A 22,541-nucleotide genomic window follows, 5' to 3' on the forward strand; every position below is an offset into this window, starting at 1 on the left:
ATTTCTAAAACATTTCTATCCCAGACGCTTATTTTCATCTACTAGGCTTCTACAAACTACATAACAGTTCGTTATTGTTGCTATATTAAATTAATCGAACATAATCAATTGAATATTCAAAATATTATGATAAAATAAACGCAATTAAACATTATCAAACAAGCAAAGGGGATTGATTTGATGAAAAATATTTATAAAGTGGGGATTTATGTATTAGTTTTAGCGTTGTTTTTAGCTGGTTGTAGTAGTGGTGGGGATAGTGATGGTGCGAGTGGTGATTCAAAGGATACGCTGCGTTTAATTGTACCGTCTGATTTAACGACATTAGATTCTAGTTTGGCTGTTGAAGCTGGTGCTTTTGAAGTGATGAATGCGACACAAGAGGGATTATATCGTTTAGACAAAGATGATCAAGCAGAACCAGCGATTGCAACTGGTGATCCTAAAAAATCAAATGATGGGAAGACATGGACATTTAAATTAAGAAAAGACGCGAAATGGTCTAATGGAGATCCAATTACTGCACATGATTTTGTTTATTCATGGAGAAGGGTTGTAGATCCAAAGACTGCATCAGAATATGCATACATCATGTATGATATTAAAAATGCTGAAGCGATTAACAAAAGTGAGAAAAAGCCTGAAGAATTAGGTGTAAAAGCAATTGATGACCATACTTTACAGTTAACGCTCAATCAAGAGTTACCTTACTATAAAGAATTATTAACGTTTGGAACATTCATGCCATTGAATGAAAAATTTGTTAAAAAACAAGGCAGTAAGTATGGGACGACTGTTGATAAGACGTTATATAGTGGACCGTTTGTAATGAAGAGTTGGAAAGTTGAAGATAATTACTCGCTTAAGAAAAACAAACATTATTGGGATAAAGATCATGTCTCACTTAAAGGCATTAATTATAGAGTCATTAAAGACGAACAAACGGCACTCAATTTATATAATAATGATAAAGTGGATACAACAGAATTAAGTTCTCAAAACGTAGAATCTAACAAAGATAAAGAAGGCTTCGATACGAAGTTAGAATCTGCTACTTATTATATTCAAATTAATACGCAAACGAATAAAGACTTACAAAATAAAGATTTACGTGCTGCACTTGCACAAGCAATCGATAAAAAATCTTACGTAGAACATAATTTAAATGATGGATCAAAACCGATAGATACATTTACACCTGAAAAAGTATTTACGAATGAGAAAAAAGAAGATTATAACAAGTTAGTCAATGCACCTTATACGTATGATGTTAAAAAAGCACAAGCTTCATTGAAAAAAGCTAAAAAAGCATTAGGTAAAGATAAAATAGATATAGAATTTTTAACATTTGATCAAGATAATGCTAAAAAAGATGCAGAGTATTTTAAAGAACAAGTTGAAAAACATTTACCTGGTGTAACAATGTCGATTAAACAACAACCGAACAAACAGAAAATAGCACTGACTAAAAAAGGTGATTATGATGTAGCAATTACAGGTTGGGGACCAGATTATCCAGATCCAATGACATTTTTAGATTTATTCCATAGTGAAACAACTAAAGGTGAAACGGGATATAATAACCCTGAATACGACAAAATTATCAATGAAGGTAAATCTTCATTACTTCAAGATCCAGACAAGAGATGGAAAGAACTCGCTAGAGGAGAAGAAATGTTATTGAATGATGCAATGGTTATCCCGCTTTATCAAAAAGGTAAAGCAAGATTAACAAAAAAAGAAGTTCACGGGCGTATCATTCATTACGTAGGTACGAAAGAGTATAAACATGTAAAATTAGATAGATAATTTATTTATTGCTAGGGCATGATTCAATGTCCTAGCACTTTATTTTTTATAAAGTTGAGTATTCTTATAAGAATAGTTTTGTATAGTTAGAAAATTATGATAAGATATTCCCAATCATTAAATTACATATCATCATTGGAGGATTTTAAATGGATTACTATACTAGGGATTTGAAACGATCAGATATAGAAGATATTCATGCATATAATGCTTTACCTGAAGTGAGTCAGTATCAAGCTTGGGAGCCACAAACATATGAAGAAACAGAAGCTTTTGTTGAGATGTTATTAAATCGAGATGAAAATTGGATGTACAACGTCATAGTAGATGCAGAACATGATAAAGTCATTGGCGCAGTGCAATTAGTTTGTGATACGAAAAATAAAAGCGGAGAACTTGGTTATATCATTCATCCTGATTATTGGGGTAACGGTATCGCAACTGATATTGGTAGAACGATTATTAAATATGGTTTTAAAGTATTGAAACTTAATAGAATTTGGGCATCAACAGATATTCGTAATACAGCATCTGAAATTGTTCTACAAAAGCTAGGTATGAAACATGAAGCCATCTTAAGACAAGATACAAAGCTTAAAGATGGCTACAGAGATTCATTGATTTATAGCATTTTAAAAGAAGAATATTAAAATGAAACAACAAAAGGTTCAGTACGATTTAAACAGTACTCGAACCTTTCTTTGAATGTTTGTCGAGTAACCATATTCATAACTTCATCATAAGTAAAAAAGCCTACCTCTAAACTCTCATCACTCGTTTGAAGCGTACCACCTGTATAACGCGCTAAAAATAATGTGTTGACGATAGAACTTTTCGTATTTTGGAAAATACCACAAAATCTTATAATTTCGATATCAGCACCAGATTCTTCTTTAACTTCGCGAATTGCCGCATCATATAAAGGTTCACCCAATTCAACTTGACCTCCAGGCATTTCCCAACCACGTTTAGGACCTTTAATAAGTAATATTTTATCTTCGTCATTTAAGACAATACAAGCAGCTGAAACAATATGTTTTGGAACCATAAGTAACCTCCTGTGAAAATTAGATTCTATTTAATCGAAAGTCGTACAAATAATATTTTATGATTAAATGACTAAAATGTCATATAATTACTTTAAATGTATATAAATATACGTCATTTTATAAAGGAGAACTTTTATGCCTATTAAAGTAGAACAGTTAAATATAAATTTTGATTATGAAGGAGATAACTACGAAATACATCCTACACTTATCATCCAAGATGAAGAATTGACACTCGTTGATACAGGTTATCCAGGTTTCATGGATAAAATTGAACGAGAAATTAAACGATTAAATTACAATATAGAAAATTTTAAAAATATTATTATTACACATTATGATGATGACCATATTGGTGCGTTAAAAGCTTTTAAAGATAAATATCCTAATACACAAATTATAAGTAGCTTTGTAGAAGCTAAATATATAGGTGGACATGCTAAATCAGAAAGATTGATTCAAGCTGAAGATTTGTTAAATGAAATGTCAGAAGATGAAAAACCATATGGTGAAGCATTTGTTAATATGCTACAGGAATTAGAACATGTCGATGTTGATGTAGAAGTCACAAACGGTGCGCTCATATTAAATAATGAAGTGGAAGTTATTGCGACACCAGGACATACGTCAGGGCATATTTCATTATATATACAATCAGTCAATAGCGTCATTACTGGAGATGCTGCTGTGAAAGAAGGAGAGACTTTAAACGTAGCAAATCCTGAATATAGTATGAATTTAGAAGACGCAGAAAATTCCTTAAAGAAAATTAAAGATTTAAATGCTGAGAAATATTATTGTTTCCACGGAGGATTGTTAGAGAAAGCTTGAAGATTATAAATCTATGATTTACACGTACACAAATGGGTATAATTTAGGACAAGGTTATATTGTGAGGTGAGCGCATGATTAATATTATTCAAGCGATTGGTTCTATAGGGACCTTTATTATGGCGATTCTATATTTTATATCCGTCATGATTCAAATTCGCCAAATTAAAATATCATTTATACCTTATTTATCTTTTGATCAGATTATATTGGAGAAGAAACAAAGTGGTATTAAAGTGATGAATTTAACTTCGTCTGATCATGAATATTTAAATACAGCTTTTAAGCTATTAAATTTAGGCGGGGGTTCTGCTAAAAATATTGAAGTCGTCTTAAAGTTAAATGGCGATGAAGTGATACAATGTAAACGTATTAATATTTTACCTAATAATCAATTCTATTTAATTCCTCTTAACCAAAAAGTCTTTAATGAATTTAAGAAGACAGTCGACAATCACTATTTTGAAACGAATATGACAATTGAGTTGAAGTATGATGGTCAAGTTTCTAAAAAACGATCTTCCAATGAATATAGAATATCCATCGATGATTTTGTGAATATGGATGATAAAGATTTATATGAAATAACTTTTGAAAAATTAGAAGAATAAAGGTATTACATCAACAGGTTTTGAATTTATTTTTTAACCTGTTTTTTTAAGTGAAGCCATATATAAATAGGTCAATTATAGTTAATAATTATTTGATTTTGCACTATTATTTTGAATAATTCATGCTATGATGAAATTATTAATCATTTGTAGAGGAGAGAAAAAATGAGTAGTCTACTTTTTGCGTTATTATGGGTTGTTATTTCGATTGCCTTTATAACGACTTTGATTATTACAGTCGTTAAATATGCTAAAGAAAAACAGTATAGTAGCTATTTAGTGAGCACAATTTTACTATTTGTAATTGGTGTGATTAGTTTTGTATGTATATTTGTCAGTCTGTCATTCGATAAAGAATATTCATATAAACAATTATTTAAGGAAGATAAGCCTAAAGCTGTTAAACATGTTTCCGACACACCTAAAAAAGAATTAAAAAATATCAAACTAGGTGATAAAATTATTGTTGATGGTCTAGAAGTGACCGTTACGAAAGCAGAAGTTGTTCATCCTGATGACGGTTATTCTTATTCACAAAATGGCAAAATTCTTAAAGTCACTTATAAGTTCAAAAATTTAGAAAAAGATAAAAAATTAATCGATAATTCTAATTTTCAACTAACTATTGGTGGAGCGGTACAACCGCAATTTAATGGTATGAAAGATAATAAAGGTGGATTCCAACATCAACTTGATAAAGATGACAGCAAATCAAGTTATTTATACTATGATGTAGCGGACGCTGATAAATATGATGTTAAAATGAATTACGAAACTTCTAAGAAAACGTATAATGCTAATTGGCGTATAAATGATAAGGATATTAAAGATAATACGCCTAAAGAGAATCCAACTGAAGAAATCAATTCGACTCAAGAAGCGCCAACTTATGAACAAAGAACGGTTCAACAACCTAACAATAACGCGGATGAAGAGAAGAAAAAAGCAGAAGCTGAGAAAAAACGTAAACAAGAAGAAGCAGATAAAGAAGCTAAAGAAAAAGCAGATAAAGAAGCAGCAGAGAAGAAAGCTGAAGAAGAAAAGGCAGCTAAAGAGGAAGAAGAAAAACGTCAAGAAGAAGCGGATAAAAAAGCTGAAGAAGCTGAACAAAAACAACAAGAAGCTGACGAAAAAGCAGCAGCAGAGCAGAAAAAACGTGATGAACAAGCAGCAGCTGAACGTGAAAAACAACAGCAACAACAAAGAGATCAAGAGGCACAAAGAGAGAAAGATCGTGCAGCTCAAGATGCAGCACAAAAAGCAAAAGAAAGATCAACAGAGCAAAGACAATCTCAAAATAATTCAAATGAACAAAAAGAACGTTAGTTAATCAAATGAACAATTTATGCGTAACATAAGAAAGAGGTAACCAAATGACGACAGTATATTTCAACCATGATGGTGGCGTAGATGATTTAATTTCATTATTTTTATTATTACAAATGGAAGATGTAAATTTGATTGGTGTAAGTGCAATTGGTGCAGATAGCTATGTAGAACCTGCAACAAACGCTTCTTGTAAAATCATTAATCGATTTTCATCACATAAATTAAATGTTGCAGCTTCGAAAGAAAGAGGGAAAAATCCATTTCCTAAAGATTGGAGAATGCATGCCTTCTATGTAGATGCGATGCCAATGTTAAATGAAGATGTTGAAGTAAATTCTACAATTTCTGAAAAAGAAGCATATGAAGATATCATTGAAAAGGTAATTAATAGTTCTGAAAAGGTAACGATGCTGTTTACGGGACCGTTAACAGATTTAGCTAAAAGTTTGAAAGTTGAACCAAGAATTGAAAGTCGTATTGAAAGAGTTGTATGGATGGGTGGCACATTGCTGAATAAAGGTAATGTTGAAGAACCTGAACATGATGGTACAGCTGAATGGAATGCTTTTTGGGATCCAGAAGCAGTAAAGACTGTTTTTGGTACGCAATTACCGATTGATATTGTCGCATTAGAAAGCACGAATAAAGTACCTTTAACACCAGATGTACGTAAACGTTGGGCGAATGAAAGACAATATGAAGGTGTTGATTTCTTAGGTATATGTTATGCGCTTGTGCCACCATTAACGCATTTTGTAACAAATTCAACTTATTTCTTATGGGATGTATTAACAACGGCATATGTTGGTAAACCTGAACTCGTTAAGAAAGAATCACATAAAGTATCTGTCATTACAGATGGACCTAGTCAAGGTAGAACATTCAAAAGTGATGAAGGTAGAATGATTAATATCATTAATGATGTTGATAGAGATGGATTCTTTGATTACATGACAGATTTAGCTAAAAAGATATAACAAATAAGTACTTCATTCAGTGTCGTTAGGATAAAATAGCGAGCTGAATGAAGTTTTTTTATGAAAAAATTAAAATTTTAAATTGCATAATGATAGGGCTCAACACTGTTCAACTCATAAAATAGTGAAATTTCTGATTAAAACCATTTTATTAGGTTATATGATTATATAGACAAAATGGGGAGTGTTTATAATTATGAAATTTAAAAGAAAGAACGTTAATGTTGTCGACGCCAGTAAAACGAAAAAAACGGTCGTTGCAACAGGTATTGGTAATGCGATTGAGTGGTTTGACTTCGGTCTATACGCTCAACTAGCCGTCATTATCAGTATGAATTTCTTTGGTAATATGCCAAAAGAAATTCAGCTTGCATCAACATTTGCGGTATTTGCTTTTGCATTTATAGTAAGACCGATTGGTGGTATATTCTTTAGTCATTTAGGAGATAAACATGGTCGTAAAGTTGTCCTTTCAACTACAATTATTATGATGGCTTTATCTACACTTGCTTTAGGACTATTACCGACACAACACCAAATCGGTATTTGGGCACCAATTTTATTATTAATTATTAGAATGATTCAATCATTCTCTACTGGTGGTGAGTATGCCGGTGCAATGACTTATATTGCAGAAATATCACCAGATAAGACGAGAGGCAGACTCGGTAGTGGACTTGAAATTGGTACTTTATCAGGTAGTATTTTAGCCGCTGCTTTAGTAGGGATTATGTATGCACTATTGAGTGATGATCAAATGGCAGCTTGGGGCTGGAGAATCCCATTCATTATAGCTGCACCTCTTGGTATTATAGGTGTCTATTTAAGAAATAATTTAGATGAAAGTCCAGCTTATGAAACAACACTTGAAGAGCAAGAAGAGCTTGAATACTCTTATAAAGATATCTTCAGAAAATATTGGAGAGATATCATTGTTTGTTTCGCAGGTGTAGCTTTCTTAAACGTTGCTAATTACATGGTATTATCATATATGCCGTCATTTTTAAATGGCACTTTAGATTTAGGTGGTACGATGAGTAGTATATTAAGTACGTTAACGATGGCAGCAATGATACCAGCAGTATTCTTCTTTGGTTGGTACAGTGATAAAGTTGGGAATAAAAATACCATTTTATTTGGATTAATAGGATTTAGTTTATTCTCAGTATTAGCCTTCTGGTTAATGAGTATTCCTTCAATACCAATTGTTATTTTAGGACTATTTATCATTGCACTGTTTATGTCTACATTTGAAGGCGTTATGCCATCTGTATTACCAAGTATTTTCTATACAAAAGTGAGATTAAGAACATTATCACTTGTTTACAATATTGGTGCAGCGATATTTGGTGGTTTAACACCATTTATTTTAACAACTTTAGTCGAAACAACTGGTCAAAAAATTGCACCATCTTATTATTTAACATTGATTAATGTCGTTGGACTTGTCATTTTCTTATTTATGTTTAAGACAACGTCTAATAAATCTTTAAGAGGATCATATCCTAATGTTGATAATAAAGAAGACTTACAAGAAGTTTATGAAAATCCGAAAGATGCGCTATGGTGGAATCACGAAGAACCAAATAAATCATAAAAAAATAAAGGCTGAGACAAAATTTTGTCTCAGTCTTTATTTGTGTAACTTATATTTAATTAAACAGCTTCTACTTCTAAATTCACGTCAATATTTCCACGTGTTGCTTTAGAGTAAGGGCAGAAATCATGCGCTGCTTTTAAATATTTCTCTGCGTCTTCTTGAGATACGTTTTTTACTTTAGCGGCAATATCTACTTCTAATTTAGGACTTTCAGCATTTTCGTCATCAACTAAACGAACTGTTAACGTAACTTCTGGTTCAGCATCACGAACTTTGTTTTGTTTTAAAATTAAATCAAAAGCACCGTTGAAGCATGAAGCGTAACCTGCTGCGAAAAGTTGTTCTGGATTAGTGGCATTACCATCTACTTGTTGTGGTGGTAATACATCTACATCGATTGCTTTATCGTCAGTGTAAACATGACCTTTACGTCCACCTGTGTTTGTAGCTTTTGTTTCATAATGAGTTGCCATAAAAAAATACCTCCTTTAAAGTATAGTATCTATTTACCCGTATATTGTTTTTTAAATCATTTATAAATTATAAATTTTCATATATAAATTGTCGGAAATATGAAATAATATACAATATCAAAATAAGAGAGGTCACAACATGAAAGCAATCTTAATAGGTGTCTTGGCAGCTTTATTTTTTGCAGTTACATTTGTCGTTAACCATATGATGGCTAATGATGGTGGAAGTTGGTATTTTAGTTCCTCTTTACGTTTTATTTTTATGCTGCCATTTTTATATTTGTTTGTACTCATCAAAGGTAGAACAAAGTTTGTTTTAAAGCATATTCAACAAGAGAAAAAGGCTTGGTTCATATGGAGTGCAGTTGGGTTTGTATTATTTTATGTACCGATAACTTTTTCAGCAGAGTATAGCCCAGGGTGGTTGATTTCAGGTACTTGGCAAATAACAATTATTTGCGGTATGATTCTCGCGCCATTATTTGTAGAAACAGTTGTTATAAATGGTAAAGAAACAATCGTTAGACATAAAATTCCATGGCGTTCATTATTGATTTCAAGCATTATGTTTATCGGTATTATCATTATCCAAATTCCTCAAGCAAATGAAATTAAATTGAATTTATTTTTATTAGGTTTCTTACCGATTTTAATTGCAGCCTTTAGTTATCCTTTAGGAAATAGAAAAATGATGCAAGTTGTAAATGGTGAGCTTGGAACTAGTGAACGTGTATTTGGTATGACATTAGTTACATTACCTATTTGGGTAGTCATTTTTATTGTTGGTGTACTTAAAGAAGGATTACCTTCTTCTAGTCAAGTCGTACAAGCATTTATCGTCGCACTATTTTCAGGCATTATCGCAACAATTCTATTTTTCTATGCTACAAATATTGTGAAAGATAACCAAGAACAATTAGCAGCCGTTGAAGCAACACAGTCATTAGAAGTTGTATTTGCCATTATTGGAGAAATGATTCTCCTAGGATTACCGTTACCAAATGGTTTAAGTATGATAGGGGTAGCACTCATTATAATAGGTATGTGTATATATAGTTTTATCGATCATATTTCTATTGGTAAAATTTTCAAAAAATCATGAAGTGAGATGTTTAAAAATCCTTTTACAGGGTAAAATATACATGAATGGTCAATCATTCAATTAAAGTTTAATGAAGGGTGATATAAAATGGCAGACGAAAGCAAATTCGAACAAGCAAAAGGTAACATTAAAGAAACAGTTGGTAATGCAACAGATAACAAAGACTTAGAAACTGAAGGTAAAAAAGATAAAGCTTCAGGTAAAGCTAAAGAAGCAGTAGAAAATGTTAAAGATAAAGCGAACGAAGTTATCGATAAATTTAAGAAATAATACATTTTCTAATTTATTTAAAGCATAAGAAAAGCCATTAGACACGATGACTGTCTAATGGCTTTTTATTTACTTTACATCGTCTTTATCGATTTCCCATTTCATTTTGTAACGTTTATCAGATGAACGTAATTGTAATTGTACGTCATATTGATCCGCTTCAGGAACATCGTAGTATACATAACCAGTATCAGATTCTCCAGGTTTTAGACTGAATGAGAATCCATCATTTTTGTCATTCATACCATAGTATTTTGAAACTCTGCTTCCATCAGCAGTAACACCGAAGTTAGCATCTCCAACGATTAAGCTAGAGTTATTAATATTTTCAAGTTTGTAGTTAACTTTTAATATTTTATCTTTTAAAGGTTTACTTCCGTCAGATGGTGGAGTAACAAATTCTGCTCTTTCAACTGTAATCTTTGTACCGATTGCACTAATCCCGTTACCAACTGATGTTTGTCTATCGATGATTGATGAATCATTATCATCTTCATCTGTTTTTTCTTCAGTTGTAGATTCTTCAGTAGTAGACTCTTCAGTCGTTTCTTCCTCAGTAGACTCCTCAGTTGTTTCTTCTTCTGTTGAGTTTTCTTCAGTAGAATTATCTTCAGTTTTGTTTGTGAACTCATCGATTTGGTCTTTAATTGGACCAGCAGCGCATGCACCTAAAATAACAGCTAAAATAATGAATATAACTAAACATCCACCACAGCCGAATAACCAAGGTTTCATACTAGAGCCATTGCCGTCTCCCGATTGTTGTTGCTGATTGTTACCATTTGTTTCGTTAAATGGATTATTTTGTTGTTCTGAGGTGTTCTGATTAAAAGGATTCTGATCTGATTGATTAGAATTAGCCATAATATTTCCCCCTTATTCATTACTTTATTTTAATAAAAAATTATTGTTTCCACTTAATCGAAATTCTTGTGTATAAGTTTTCAACTATTGATAAACAATTGTGTTATTTATTAATTATTTTTAGTTTATAGTAAACTGGGAAATAAATCTAGGCTTATTATTAAATTTATAAAAAATTTATAGTACTTTAATATTTAATGATTTTGTAGAATATGAATGTTTGTAAATTTTATGCAAAAGGGGGTAATATAGTAATAAAGGAGTGATAAATATGTATAAAAATATTTTGTTTGGCATTGATACAGAAATGAAAAATCAAAAGGTTTTAGAACAAATTAATCACCTCGTAGGAGAAGGGTCTGAGGTTACACTACTTAATGTTGTCGCTGATAAAGACCTTCAAGCTTCAGTAAGAATGGGCGTTCATTTAGATGAAATTCAAAAAAAACGCCAAGAAGCTATGAAACATGTCTTAGATTATTTCCATGAACAAAACATTCAATATAAAATTGAATTTGCGAAAGGAAATCCGAAGACAGAATTAGTGCATAGAGCAAATAGTGGTGATTTTGATATCGTTGTGTTGAGTAATAGAAAAGCAGAAGACACAGATAAAATGGTATTAGGAAGTGTCAGCCATAAAGTCGCTAAAAGAGCTAAAATTCCTGTATTAATTGTGAAATAGTAAGCACACATTGATTTAAGTAATAGATTTCTTGAATCATCATGCATCGTTTCATAGAAAAAAGTCCTCGACTCATGTAAAATGAAAATAGAAGCATATTGGAGGAATGACTATGACTGATGGACAAAAGAAAGCGTTTCCGTATATCGTTGCAACGATTTCATTAGAAACTCAAGATGATATTGAAAAAACAGTGCAAGAACTCAATGCTCATAAGGATTCAATAGATATTGTTGAATTTAGAGCAGATACTTTAAAAAATACTTCAATTGAAAACATTAATGAAACATTAGAGAAATTTAAAAGTGCATATCATGATGCGCCAATTCTGTTCACTTATCGTTCAGTAGGACAAGGTGGTCATGGTGACTTTGATCATGAAACATATTACAAAATCATGCAAGATATTATATGTAACAAAAAAGCTGAATACGTCGATATTCAACTCGATACGTACGAAGATAATCTTATGAATTGCATTACGAAAGCTCAGCATAATGATGTTAAAATTATTATTTCACATCATGACTTTAAATCGACACCTGACGTTGAAGAAATGTTTGTCACATATGAGAAAATGGCAGAGTTAGGTGCAGATATTGGTAAACTAGCTGTGATGCCTCAGAACGAACGTCATTTATTATCGATGTTAAATGCTATGAATAGAGCTTTTCATAAGTTGGATATTGATGTAATTGGTATATCTATGGGTGAACTAGGTAAGATGACAAGAATAACTGGTGGTATGTTTGGATCTAAATTTACTTATGGTTTCGTAGGTAAAGAAGCGGCACCAGGTCAAATTCATGTAAAAGATATTAAAGAGCAGTTAGCTTTATATCAAAATTAATCACATTATTAAGCATAATAATGATGAAGCGAGTGTAGAAATCTTTAGGATAATTTTAGATTTCTATCTCGCTTCTTTATTTTATGATACAATTGATAATAATTATCAATGAATTAGGAGTGTAAATAATGGAATTAAAGAAAGCGATTGAAGAAAGAAGAAGCGTCAAAAAATATGATTATGATATGTATATAGACGAAGAAAAAGTATTTTCTTTAGTTGATTTAGCAACATACGCACCAAACCATGGTATGAGAGAACCTTGGAGACTTGTGTATATCAATAAAAAACAAATTCCTGAATTTGCAGAAGAAGTAGCACAATCAGCATTTGTTAACGATCCAGCTAAACAAGAAAAATATATCAATAAAGTGACCAAAGTTGGTGGCATGTTTGTCATCTTGTCAAAAAGAGACTCAAGACAAAAAGAAAATCTTGAAAATCAAATGGCAATCGGCGCATTTGTACAGAATTTAATGTTATTGATGCATGATGAGGGAATGGGTTCATGTTGGAAAACACCTGCATTTATATTTAATCCATCATTTAGAAAAACAGTCGGTGCTCAGGATGATGAAGATGTATGTGGATTTTTATATTTAACTGAAAAAGATTCAAGTGTAAAAGCGGCCGAAAGAAAAAATAAATCATTAATCACTGAGTGGTAATAACGAAACCCACAACTGAGTTCTTATACTCAATTGTGGGTTTTAATATGATTATTTTAAGTTCTCAGCTAAGAACGCTTTAACATCTTCTGGTGTTTTTGCGTTTGCTGAATGTAAGTGTGCAAGTTTTTCGTTGTTTTTAAATACTAATAAACTTGGGATACCCATTACATCATTTTCAGTTGCTGCTTCAGGAACTTGGTCACGATTGATTTGATACCAATTGTATTGATTGTATTCATCGATGATTGGATCGATCCATTGATTCATTCTTGTGCAATCTGGACACCAATCAGCGAAGAATTTAACGACAACTGGTTCATCGCTTTGTGTAATTTCTTCAAATTCAGCATATTGACTTATTGTTCTCATATTTATTCTGCTCCTTAGAAATAATGATTATAAGGTAAGTATATCTTATTTCTAATATTTAAAAAAATATTTAACTCATTACTACATGTTCTGTACTAATATTGTTATAATAAAATTAAATAGACATATGGAGGTAAAGACATGATAAAATTTTATCAATATCCTAATTGTACAACTTGTAAAAAAGCAGCAAAGTTCTTAGAAATGAACGGTGCCAGTTTTGAACCGATTGATATTACTCAATTAACACCAACAGCTAAAGAATTAAAAGATATCATTGATGGGACAGACATCAATGTTAATCAATTATTTAATACTCGAGGCGCTAAATATCGCGAATTGGGATTAAAAGATAAAATGGATGATTTATCAGACAACGAAAAGTTTGATTTATTAGCATCTGATGGCATGTTAATTAAAAGACCTTTAGCTGTTTTAGGAAATAAAGTGACACTTGGATTTAAAGAAGACGAATATCGTCAAACTTGGTTATAAAAATAGTTGCTTGAATAATGGCTTTATGTCATGATTATAATTGAATTACATATAGGAGGGGATTACTTTGACAGTGCCTAGTGAGTTAAAATATTCAAAAGAACATGAATGGGTAAAAGTAGATGGAGATATCGTAACAATCGGTATTACTGATTTTGCTCAATCAGAATTAGGGGACATCGTGTTTGTTGAGTTGCCAGAAGAAGGTGACGAATTAACTAGTGGAGATTCATTCGGTAGTGTAGAATCTGTTAAAACAGTTTCTGAACTATATGCACCACTATCTGGTAAAGTCGTTGAAGTAAACGAAGAACTAGAAGACAGCCCTGAGTTTGTTAATGAATCATCATATGATAAAGCTTGGATGGTCAAAGTTGAACTATCTGATAAAGCTCAATTAGATGAATTATTAGATGCAGACGCTTATAGCGAAATGATAGGTGAATAACATAACATTAAACTCCACGATACTGATGTGTCATGGAGTTTTTTTGAAATATTTATCATGAAACTGAACAGTAATACTATCTCATTTGTAGAAGGTGATATTCATGGCGATGATTAAAAAGATTATAATCGTAGAAGGTATTTCTGATAAAAAACGAGTGGAAGAAGTATTAAATGATCATGTTCATATCATTTGTACCCATGGAACGATGGGTGTTGAAAAAATGGATGAGCTACTAGAAGAGATATACGGTTCTCAAGTATATGTCTTAGTAGATCAAGATAAAGAAGGTAAGAAAATTAGAAAATGGTTTAAGAAATATGCGAGTGAAAGTCAGCATATTTATATTGATTCTACATTTTCTGAAGTAGCGCGCTGTCCAAGACAATATTTAGCGAATGTGTTAAACTATCATGGATTTATAGTTAAGAATGATTTTGTATTGAAAGGGAAGTATCGTTACCATGAAACACACAGAAATATTGAACGATATATACAAGCATTTTGATAAAGATATCCATTTATTATTTGGATATACGCCAACATGTGGAACGTGCAAAATATCAGAACGCATGTTAGATATTGCAAACGAAGTATCACAATTACCTATTAATAAGTGTGACTTAAATTTTTATCCAAAATTCTGTAAAGAATTTGAAATCATGTCAGTACCCGTACTTTTTATCATGCATAAAGATCAAGTTATCCGTCGAATCTATGCCTTTCAGTCTGTTCCGTATATATTAGAGAATATTCAAAAAGTTATTGACGATAAAAACTTATCATGATAGTATGAATTTAATTAAATACGTAATAACTCTTATCAAGAGTGGTGGAGGGATGTGCCCTTTGAAGCCCGGCAACCGTCATATAAATATGAAATGGTGCCAATTCACAAAAAGTGTTAACTTTTGGAGATGAGAGAAAGACAAATTTTTGACGCCTTTCTCTTATTTTAAGAGTGAGGCGTTTTTAATTTAGAGATTAGGAGGCAACAGATTTGATCGAGTTAAATAAAGTTGTTAAAACTTTCAAAACAAAAAAAGGTGACATAACAGCTGTTGACCATGTTGACTTAAAAATAGATAAAGGAAGTATATATGGTGTAATTGGATTTTCTGGTGCAGGTAAAAGTACACTTATACGTATGTTTAACGGCCTAGAAACACCTACTGAGGGAGAGGTAATTGTTGACGGTGCAAACATTGGACAATTATCGAAACAAGACCTTAGATTAAAAAGACAAAAAGTAAGCATGATTTTCCAACATTTCAACTTACTTTGGTCTAGAACAGTTAAAGATAACATCGCATTTCCATTAGAAATCGCTGGTGTATCTAAAAGTGAAATTAATGAGAGAACAAAAGCACTCATTAAAAGAGTTGGTTTAGAAGGACGCGAAAATGCCTATCCTTCACAACTATCAGGAGGGCAAAAACAAAGAGTAGGTATTGCCCGTGCACTAGCTAATGACCCGCATGTCTTATTATGTGACGAAGCAACAAGTGCACTCGATCCGCAAACTACTGATGAAATATTAGATTTATTAGTAGATATTAATAAAGAACTGGATTTAACAATCATACTGATTACACATGAAATGCATGTCATTAGAAAAATTTGTGATCATGTAGCAGTCATGGAGAACGGTAAGTTTGTTGAAGAGGGTGAAGTTATTAACGTATTTAATAACCCTCAAACATATGTTACACAACGATTTGTTAAAGATGATCTTAAAGCAGATGATTTACAAAGAACTTTACAAGACTTTAAGAAAGAACAACCAAATGGTGAAATTTGGAAGTTAAACTTCGTTGGTGGAACAAGTTCTGATCCAGTATTAGCGAAAATTATAAAAACTTATAATATCGATATTAACGTTATCGAAGGTGACGTTAAATTAACTCAAAACGGTACATTTGGACATATGATTGTTCATTTACCTCAAGGAGATTATTCTAAAGAAGCAATTAAGCAAGAATTGAATAATCTAGGCGTGAAAGTAGAGGTGAACGTAGGTGAATAAATCATTTGGAGATATCATTACAGAAATGGTCACGATGCCTAACGTACGATGGGATGCTGTATGGGAAGCATTGTATGAAACGTTATATATGACGATTATTTCTACAGTATTTACTTTAGTATTTGGATTAATCTTAGGAACTTTACTATTTTTAACATCAAGAGGAACATCTAAAAGTTCACGTGTGTTCTACTCAATCGTTTCATTTGTCGTGAACCTATTTAGAGCTATTCCATTTATCATTTTAATATTATTATTACTACCTTTTACGGACATCTTACTAGGTACAATTAGTGGACCTAAAGGCGCTTTACCAGCATTGATTATTGGTGCATCACCATTTTATGCACGACTTGTTGAAATCGGCATGAAAGAAATTGATAAAGGTGTTATTGAAGCGGCAGTTTCAATGGGTGCTACTACTTGGACAGTCGTTCGAAAAGTATTAATAAAAGAATCATTACCTGCTTTAGTATCGGGAATCACAGTTACAGCTATTGCTTTAGTTGGATCAACTGCTATAGCCGGTGTAATTGGTGCAGGTGGTTTAGGTAACTTAGCTTACCTAACTGGATTTACACGAAATCAAAATGACGTCATTTTAATTTCAACAATCTTTATTTTAATTATTGTTTTTGTTATCCAATTTATTGGAGATTTAATTGTAAAAAGAATTGATAAACGTTAAGGAGTGTTTTTAATGAAAAAAGTATTTGGGTTATTATTTATTTCGATTTTAACAGTCGTGCTAGTAGCTTGTGGTGGCGGTAGTGGCGACAAGAAAGAAAAGAACGAAACAATTAAAATTGGTGCATCACCAGCACCTCATGCTGAAATTTTAGAAGAAGCTAAACCACTTCTTAAAAAAGAAGGTTATGACTTAGAAATCAAGACAATCAATGATTACACAACACCTAACAAATTATTAGACAAAGGTGAACTTGATGCAAACTTCTTCCAACATACACCATACTTAAAAACTGAATCAAAAGAAAAAGGATATAAAATTGAATCAGCAGGTAACGTACATTTAGAGCCAATGGCAGTTTACTCTAAGAAATATAAAAAATTATCTGACTTACCTAAAAATGCAACAGTTTATGTATCAAACAATCCAGCAGAAGAAGGTAGATTCATCTCATTCTTCGTTAAAGAAGGATTAATCAAAATCAAAGACGGTGTTAAACCAGTTGACGCAACATTTGATGACATCGTAGAAAACAAGAAAAATATTAAATTCAACAATAAACAATCAGCAGAATTTTTACCTAAATCTTATCAAGCAGATGAAGGAGACGCTACAATAATCAACTCTAACTTTGCAATCGAACAAGGCTTAAATCCACTTAAAGATTCAATTGCAGTAGAAGGAAAAGATTCACCATACGCAAACCTAATTGCAGTTCAAAAAGGTCATAAAGATGACAAACAAATTAAAGCTTTAATGAAAGTCTTACAATCTAAAGAAATTAAAGACTTCATCAACAAGAAATACGACGGAGCTGTAATCGCAGCTAAGTAAGAAATTTAAAAAACATCTAGCCATATGGTTAGATGTTTTTTTGTATTTATGAGAAGAAAAAGTCTTTGAGAAAAATTACTTATAGTAATTACATGGTATTAGCTGTAAACCTAACTTTAATAATATAATGTGATATATTTGATATATAAAAACGTGAGGTGATGAAATTGGTAAATGATATAAAAATTCATGTTCTACACACTGGAACTGTTATTGTAGATGAAGCTTTACCTTTTAGTACTTCTAGTAGAAATCCAATTGCTTGGACTGGTTTATTTAGGAATAAAAGGCACCAAATTTCTATACCAGTATCTGTTTATTTAATTGAACATCCTAAAGGATTAGTTTTAATTGATACAGGTTGGCATACTGACAATAGAGTTAATCAAAAGAAAAATCTTTTATTTCAGTATCCTGTAAATAAAGCTTCTCTTCCAGAAGGTCAAGCTGTTCATGAACAATTAAGAAACTTAGGTTATGAAATTGAGGATATCGATTATGTGCTCATGAGTCACATGCATTGCGATCATGCGGATGGTTTAAGACATGTAAAAAATGCTAAAAAAATATTGCTGAGTGAACCTGAATATGAAGCGATTAAATCGGATAAAATGCATTACCTTCCTCATGAATGGAAAGATGTAGATTTATCTACTTTTAAATTGAGTTACACAAATATAGGTCCTAAAGGATATTCATTTGATTTATTCGGAGATGGCACATTACAAATGGTATGGTGTCCTGGACATAGTAAAGGGTTATGTGCAACGTTGGTGAAAAAAGAGGGACAAGATAAATTTGTACTTTTAGCATCTGATGTTGGATATGCAAATAGATCATGGGAAAGAAATATTTTACCCGGAGTTTTAGTAAATAGAAAAGATGCTCAAGAATCTTTAAATTGGGTTAAGTATATTTCAGAAGATAAAAACTGTATAAAAGCAATAGCCAATCATGATGATAATACTGAACCACAAACTATAATTTTATAAGACATTACATCTAGCCATAAGGTTAGATGTTTTTTTGTATTATTACTCATCTTTGGGCATTATGTTTGTGTGTGCTTTCATTTATAGTTAAAATTTATTTAATTAAATGAAAAGGTGGTAAATTATGAAGATTATATTAGTTGGTGCTAATGGTACTATTGGTTCAGCAGTGGCAGAAGAACTTTCGTCAAACGGACATGAAGTTGTGAAAGTTGGACGTAACTCAGGTGACTATCAAATGGATATGTCGAATGTAGAAGATATTAAATTAATGTTTGAACAAATTCAAAATGTAGATGCAGTTGTTTCTACTGCAGGTGCAGCGAATTTTGATGATTTATCTGACTTAACACCTGAATCAAATGAAGTTGCTGTTACGAGTAAATTACTTGGACAAATCAACTTAGTACTAATCGGACAACATTATATTAATGATGGCGGAAGTTTCACTTTAACAACTGGTGTGATTATGGACGAACCAATTAAAGGTGGCGTATCATCAGCTATGGCTGGTGGTGGTATTCAAGCATTTGTGAAATCAGCTGCATATGAATTAAAACGCGATTTAAGAATTAATAATGTAAGTCCAAATGTAATTGAAGAAGCACTCGAAGATTATGGTGATTTCTTTAAAGGTTATCAAGCAGTCCCAGCTAAAAAAGCCGCTAAAGCATACTTGAAAAGTGTAGAAGGTATTCATTCCGGTCAAACATACCGAGTTTATGAATAATATTTAATAAAAAGCAGTCGATCTCCCTTTGTAAACGGAGAGTCGACTGCTTTTTGTTTTAGTAGAGATGAAAATGTGGTCAAGGTGCACGAAGACTGAGAGATATCGTGCGATAATCAATACTTAAATATATCCGTTAAAGAAATAAATGATGAGCATAAATACGGCGATGGCATATAAAATGATACCGACAAATCTGTAATTTCTAACGTTGAATGTAGCGATTGTAACAATTGTAGCAGCTGTTAATAATGTGTTTAAAAGACTACTCAAATTAATAACATTGACTAAATTTAATAAAAGTATAAATGCACATATTGCACTTATAACGAATGCAAATTGTTCATAGCGTTTCATGTAATTTTCCTTTCATAAACTGCATATTTATTTATCATCATTATAGTATATATTGGATAGAAAGGCATTCGGAAGACGTTGAAATAGAATATTTATAAATTGAGAATTAATTGAAATGATTATCATTTGAAAAACATTTCAGAAAAATAGTTTATATGAGCAGTTTCTTCTATATAAATAAAGCGAAAATGTTTATTTGCCCGTGTAACTACGTTATAATATTAAGGGTAAAGATTCACAGCAAACTTTGACGTTACATTAAAATTATTATAAACTAGAAAAGATAATGTAGGGTTATCTTTTTTAAATGTGAATAAATTCTCTGGAGGGAAAAATAATATGGCATCAATATTAGAAATCAAAGATTTACACGTAGAAATCGAAGGTAAGAAAATTCTTAAAGGTGTAGATTTAACTATTAAACAAGGTGAAATCCACGCAATCATGGGACCTAACGGTACTGGTAAATCAACTTTATCATCTGCAATCATGGGCCATCCTAGTTATGAAGTAACACAAGGTGAAGTACTTCTTGATGGTGAAAATGTATTAGAAATGGAAGTTGACGAGCGTGCGCAAGCTGGTTTATTCCTAGCTATGCAATACCCATCAGAAATTTCTGGTGTAACAAATGCTGATTTCTTACGTTCTGCAATTAACGCTAAACGTGAAGAAGGCGACGAAATTAACTTAATGCAATTCATTAAGAAATTAGATAAACAAATGGATCTATTAGAAATGGACCAAGATATGGCTCAAAGATACCTAAACGAAGGTTTCTCTGGCGGTGAGAAGAAACGTAACGAAATTCTTCAATTAATGATGTTAGAACCTAAATTTGCAATTTTAGATGAAATTGACTCAGGTTTAGATATCGACGCATTAAAAGTTGTATCAAAAGGTATTAACAAAATGCGTGGAGAAGACTTTGGTTGTTTAATTATTACTCACTATCAAAGATTATTAAACTATATTACACCTGACTTTGTACACGTTATGATGCAAGGTAGAGTTGTTAAATCAGGTGGCGAAGAATTAGCAAAACGTCTTGAAGCAGAAGGTTACGAGTGGATTAAAGAAGAACTTAACATTAAAGACGAAACAATTAACGCTGAATAATATATGATCATGATAGTCAAGTAGGAGGAGTATAAATGGCAACTGAAACAAAGTTAAATATTAACGTTGAAGACTTAGTTAATTATTCAGCATCTCAAAATGAACCACAATGGATGACTGATTTAAGAAAAGAAAGTTTTCAAAAATTAGATACATTAGAAATGCCTAAACCAGACAAAACAAAAATTGACAGATGGGATTTTGATTCATTCAAAACACATGCTGTTACAAGTGAAACATTTGATACTATCGACAATTTACCAGAATCAGTTCGTAAAATTATCGATACTGAAAATGCTACAAACTTAATTGTTCAACATAATAATACACCTGCTTTTACTAAAGTAGATGAAAAATTAGTCGAACAAGGCGTTGTAATTAAAGATTTAAAAACAGCTTTAATTGAAAATAGTGATTTAGTACAAAAATACTTCATGACAGACGCAGTTAAAGTTGATGAACATAGATTAACAGCTTTACACGCAGCATTAGTTAACGGTGGTGTATTTGTATACGTACCTAAAAACGTTGTTGTAGAAGACCCTGTTCAATACGTTGTATTACATGATGATAGCGATGCAAGTTTCTTCAACCATGCGATTATCGTAACTGAAGAAAGTGCAGAATTAACTTACGTTGAAAACTATTTATCTACAGTATCTTCAAACGAAGGTCAATTAAACATCGTTTCTGAAGTAATTGCTGGTGCAAACTCAAACATTACTTACGGTACAGTTGATTTCATGGATAAAGGCTTTACTGGTCACATTATCCGTCGTGGTACAGCAGCAGCTGATGCGACAATCGATTGGGCTTTAGGTTTAATGAATGACGGTAGTACAATTAACGACAACACGACTTATTTAATGGGTGACCGTTCAAACTGTAACTTAAAAACAGTAGTAGTTGGTCGTGGAGAACAAAAACAAAACTTCACAACACAAATCATTCAATATGGTAAAGAATCTAATGGTCACATATTGAAACATGGTGTTATGAAAGATAGTTCTTCTTCAATCTTTAATGGTATTGGTTATATCAAACATGGTGGTACGAAAGCAGATGCTCAACAAGAATCTCGAGTTCTTATGTTATCTGAAAAAGCACGTGGAGATGCAAACCCAATCTTATTAATTGATGAAGATGATGTAACAGCAGGACACGCTGCGTCAGTAGGTAGAGTAGATCCAACTCAACTTTATTACTTAATGAGTAGAGGTATTTCTCGTGAAGAAGCAGAACGTTTAGTTATTCACGGTTTCCTTGATCCAGTTGTATCTGCATTGCCAATAGAAGACGTTAAACGTCAATTACGTGAAGTTATTGAATTAAAAGTAACAACACAAATATAAAAAAGGCACA

28 protein-coding genes and 1 riboswitch are annotated in these 22,541 nt (G+C 31.9%); of the genes, 23 read left to right on the forward strand and 5 right to left on the reverse strand.

What is annotated here, in order from left to right; genetic code table 11:
• The first annotated feature begins 180 nt into the window (after nt 1-180).
• Together LQ617_RS07350 and LQ617_RS07355 are read left to right on the forward strand one after the other, a co-directional pair.
• Nucleotides 181-1,809, forward strand: coding sequence for a peptide ABC transporter substrate-binding protein (locus LQ617_RS07350; RefSeq protein ID WP_239740087.1), 1,629 nt, complete (start codon nt 181-183; stop codon nt 1,807-1,809).
• A gap of 149 nt (nt 1,810-1,958) precedes the next feature.
• On the forward strand, nt 1,959-2,459 hold the full coding sequence (locus LQ617_RS07355) for a GNAT family N-acetyltransferase (protein WP_025904351.1): 501 nt from the start codon (nt 1,959-1,961) through the stop codon (nt 2,457-2,459).
• Here LQ617_RS07355 and LQ617_RS07360 read toward each other — a convergent pair.
• The gene (locus LQ617_RS07360; RefSeq protein ID WP_025904352.1) at nt 2,456-2,857 is read right to left on the reverse strand and encodes an NUDIX hydrolase; all 402 of its coding nucleotides are present in this window, start codon (nt 2,855-2,857) and stop codon (nt 2,456-2,458) included. The genes LQ617_RS07355 and LQ617_RS07360 overlap by 4 nt on opposite strands.
• 142 nt (nt 2,858-2,999) lie before the next feature.
• Between LQ617_RS07360 and LQ617_RS07365 the strand changes: the two genes are divergently transcribed.
• The 5 genes from LQ617_RS07365 (at nt 3,000) to LQ617_RS07385 (ending at nt 8,203) form a co-directional block, all read left to right on the forward strand.
• Nucleotides 3,000-3,689: an MBL fold metallo-hydrolase gene (locus LQ617_RS07365; protein WP_239740102.1), complete on the forward strand. Its 690-nt coding sequence runs from the start codon at nt 3,000-3,002 to the stop codon at nt 3,687-3,689.
• 74 nt (nt 3,690-3,763) lie between these two features.
• Nucleotides 3,764-4,300 carry a hypothetical protein gene (locus LQ617_RS07370; RefSeq protein ID WP_239740088.1) on the forward strand — a complete coding sequence of 179 codons (537 nt, stop codon included), beginning with the start codon at nt 3,764-3,766 and terminating at the stop codon, nt 4,298-4,300.
• Nucleotides 4,301-4,465: 165 nt separating this feature from the next.
• A complete protein-coding gene (locus LQ617_RS07375; RefSeq protein WP_239740089.1) occupies nt 4,466-5,626 on the forward strand; it encodes a DUF4352 domain-containing protein in 1,161 nt (386 codons plus the stop codon).
• Between the two features lie 47 nt (nt 5,627-5,673).
• Entirely contained in the window at nt 5,674-6,606 is a 933-nt protein-coding gene (locus tag LQ617_RS07380; RefSeq protein ID WP_239740090.1) for a nucleoside hydrolase, read from the forward strand.
• A 196-nt stretch (nt 6,607-6,802) separates the two neighbouring features.
• Nucleotides 6,803-8,203 (forward strand): MFS transporter, encoded by a 1,401-nt coding sequence (locus tag LQ617_RS07385; RefSeq protein ID WP_037588804.1) that lies wholly within the window; start codon nt 6,803-6,805, stop codon nt 8,201-8,203.
• 59 nt (nt 8,204-8,262) lie between these two features.
• On the opposite strand, the gene LQ617_RS07390 is transcribed toward LQ617_RS07385, so the two are convergent.
• Complete coding sequence (locus LQ617_RS07390; protein WP_239740091.1) at nt 8,263-8,679, reverse strand: organic hydroperoxide resistance protein; 417 nt, start codon at nt 8,677-8,679, stop codon at nt 8,263-8,265.
• A 139-nt stretch (nt 8,680-8,818) separates the two neighbouring features.
• Here LQ617_RS07390 and LQ617_RS07395 point away from each other — a divergent pair, with 139 nt between their 5' ends.
• Both LQ617_RS07395 and LQ617_RS07400 read left to right on the forward strand, forming a co-directional pair.
• Complete coding sequence (locus LQ617_RS07395; RefSeq protein ID WP_239740092.1) at nt 8,819-9,781, forward strand: DMT family transporter; 963 nt, start codon at nt 8,819-8,821, stop codon at nt 9,779-9,781.
• Between the two features lie 87 nt (nt 9,782-9,868).
• On the forward strand, nt 9,869-10,051 hold the full coding sequence (locus LQ617_RS07400; RefSeq protein ID WP_037588806.1) for a CsbD family protein: 183 nt from the start codon (nt 9,869-9,871) through the stop codon (nt 10,049-10,051).
• A gap of 69 nt (nt 10,052-10,120) precedes the next feature.
• On the opposite strand, the gene LQ617_RS07405 is transcribed toward LQ617_RS07400, so the two are convergent.
• Complete coding sequence (locus tag LQ617_RS07405) at nt 10,121-10,915, reverse strand: DUF4352 domain-containing protein (RefSeq protein ID WP_204170694.1); 795 nt, start codon at nt 10,913-10,915, stop codon at nt 10,121-10,123.
• A 271-nt stretch (nt 10,916-11,186) separates the two neighbouring features.
• Between LQ617_RS07405 and LQ617_RS07410 the strand changes: the two genes are divergently transcribed.
• From LQ617_RS07410 to LQ617_RS07420, 3 genes are all read left to right on the forward strand, one after another.
• Nucleotides 11,187-11,600, forward strand: coding sequence for a universal stress protein (locus tag LQ617_RS07410; RefSeq protein WP_239740093.1), 414 nt, complete (start codon nt 11,187-11,189; stop codon nt 11,598-11,600).
• Between the two features lie 112 nt (nt 11,601-11,712).
• Entirely contained in the window at nt 11,713-12,450 is a 738-nt protein-coding gene (gene aroD / locus LQ617_RS07415; protein ID WP_037588809.1) for a type I 3-dehydroquinate dehydratase, read from the forward strand.
• A 128-nt stretch (nt 12,451-12,578) separates the two neighbouring features.
• A complete protein-coding gene (locus LQ617_RS07420) occupies nt 12,579-13,118 on the forward strand; it encodes a nitroreductase family protein (RefSeq protein WP_126476604.1) in 540 nt (179 codons plus the stop codon).
• A gap of 51 nt (nt 13,119-13,169) precedes the next feature.
• Here LQ617_RS07420 and LQ617_RS07425 read toward each other — a convergent pair whose 3' ends face one another.
• Complete coding sequence (locus tag LQ617_RS07425; RefSeq protein WP_037588811.1) at nt 13,170-13,490, reverse strand: thioredoxin family protein; 321 nt, start codon at nt 13,488-13,490, stop codon at nt 13,170-13,172.
• 141 nt (nt 13,491-13,631) lie between these two features.
• Here LQ617_RS07425 and LQ617_RS07430 point away from each other — a divergent pair, with 141 nt between their 5' ends.
• From LQ617_RS07430 to LQ617_RS07470, 9 genes are all read left to right on the forward strand, one after another.
• Nucleotides 13,632-13,985, forward strand: a complete 354-nt coding sequence (locus LQ617_RS07430; protein WP_025904366.1) for an arsenate reductase family protein — start codon at nt 13,632-13,634, stop codon at nt 13,983-13,985.
• A 67-nt stretch (nt 13,986-14,052) separates the two neighbouring features.
• Nucleotides 14,053-14,433, forward strand: coding sequence for a glycine cleavage system protein GcvH (gene gcvH / locus LQ617_RS07435; protein WP_025904367.1), 381 nt, complete (start codon nt 14,053-14,055; stop codon nt 14,431-14,433).
• 103 nt (nt 14,434-14,536) lie between these two features.
• The gene (locus tag LQ617_RS07440; protein WP_025904368.1) at nt 14,537-14,941 is read left to right on the forward strand and encodes a toprim domain-containing protein; all 405 of its coding nucleotides are present in this window, start codon (nt 14,537-14,539) and stop codon (nt 14,939-14,941) included.
• Nucleotides 14,898-15,221, forward strand: a complete 324-nt coding sequence (locus LQ617_RS07445; RefSeq protein WP_239740094.1) for a thioredoxin family protein — start codon at nt 14,898-14,900, stop codon at nt 15,219-15,221. The genes LQ617_RS07440 and LQ617_RS07445 overlap by 44 nt, the downstream gene beginning before the upstream one ends.
• A 29-nt stretch (nt 15,222-15,250) precedes the next feature.
• Nucleotides 15,251-15,357: riboswitch (SAM riboswitch) on the forward strand.
• A gap of 76 nt (nt 15,358-15,433) precedes the next feature.
• On the forward strand, nt 15,434-16,459 hold the full coding sequence (locus LQ617_RS07450) for a methionine ABC transporter ATP-binding protein (protein ID WP_037588812.1): 1,026 nt from the start codon (nt 15,434-15,436) through the stop codon (nt 16,457-16,459).
• Nucleotides 16,452-17,147, forward strand: a complete 696-nt coding sequence (locus LQ617_RS07455; protein ID WP_025904371.1) for a methionine ABC transporter permease — start codon at nt 16,452-16,454, stop codon at nt 17,145-17,147. The genes LQ617_RS07450 and LQ617_RS07455 overlap by 8 nt, the downstream gene beginning before the upstream one ends.
• A gap of 12 nt (nt 17,148-17,159) precedes the next feature.
• Nucleotides 17,160-17,981, forward strand: a complete 822-nt coding sequence (locus LQ617_RS07460; RefSeq protein WP_037588813.1) for a MetQ/NlpA family ABC transporter substrate-binding protein — start codon at nt 17,160-17,162, stop codon at nt 17,979-17,981.
• 161 nt (nt 17,982-18,142) lie between these two features.
• Nucleotides 18,143-18,973 (forward strand): N-acyl homoserine lactonase family protein, encoded by an 831-nt coding sequence (locus LQ617_RS07465; protein WP_239740095.1) that lies wholly within the window; start codon nt 18,143-18,145, stop codon nt 18,971-18,973.
• 124 nt (nt 18,974-19,097) lie between these two features.
• Nucleotides 19,098-19,703, forward strand: coding sequence for a short chain dehydrogenase (locus LQ617_RS07470; protein ID WP_037588815.1), 606 nt, complete (start codon nt 19,098-19,100; stop codon nt 19,701-19,703).
• A 123-nt stretch (nt 19,704-19,826) separates the two neighbouring features.
• Here the strand turns inward: LQ617_RS07470 and LQ617_RS07475 are convergent, their stop codons facing one another.
• Nucleotides 19,827-20,060, reverse strand: coding sequence for a hypothetical protein (locus LQ617_RS07475; RefSeq protein ID WP_025904374.1), 234 nt, complete (start codon nt 20,058-20,060; stop codon nt 19,827-19,829).
• Between the two features lie 339 nt (nt 20,061-20,399).
• Here LQ617_RS07475 and sufC point away from each other — a divergent pair, with 339 nt between their 5' ends.
• On the forward strand, nt 20,400-21,179 hold the full coding sequence (gene sufC / locus LQ617_RS07480; RefSeq protein ID WP_025904375.1) for a Fe-S cluster assembly ATPase SufC: 780 nt from the start codon (nt 20,400-20,402) through the stop codon (nt 21,177-21,179).
• 35 nt (nt 21,180-21,214) lie between these two features.
• Nucleotides 21,215-22,531 (forward strand): Fe-S cluster assembly protein SufD, encoded by a 1,317-nt coding sequence (gene sufD / locus LQ617_RS07485; protein ID WP_037588816.1) that lies wholly within the window; start codon nt 21,215-21,217, stop codon nt 22,529-22,531.
• The last annotated feature ends 10 nt before the right edge of the window (nt 22,532-22,541 follow it).

This window comes from Mammaliicoccus sp. P-M59, from assembly GCF_022386135.1.
GTDB classification, from domain to species: Bacteria; Bacillota; Bacilli; order Staphylococcales; family Staphylococcaceae; genus Mammaliicoccus; species Mammaliicoccus sciuri_A.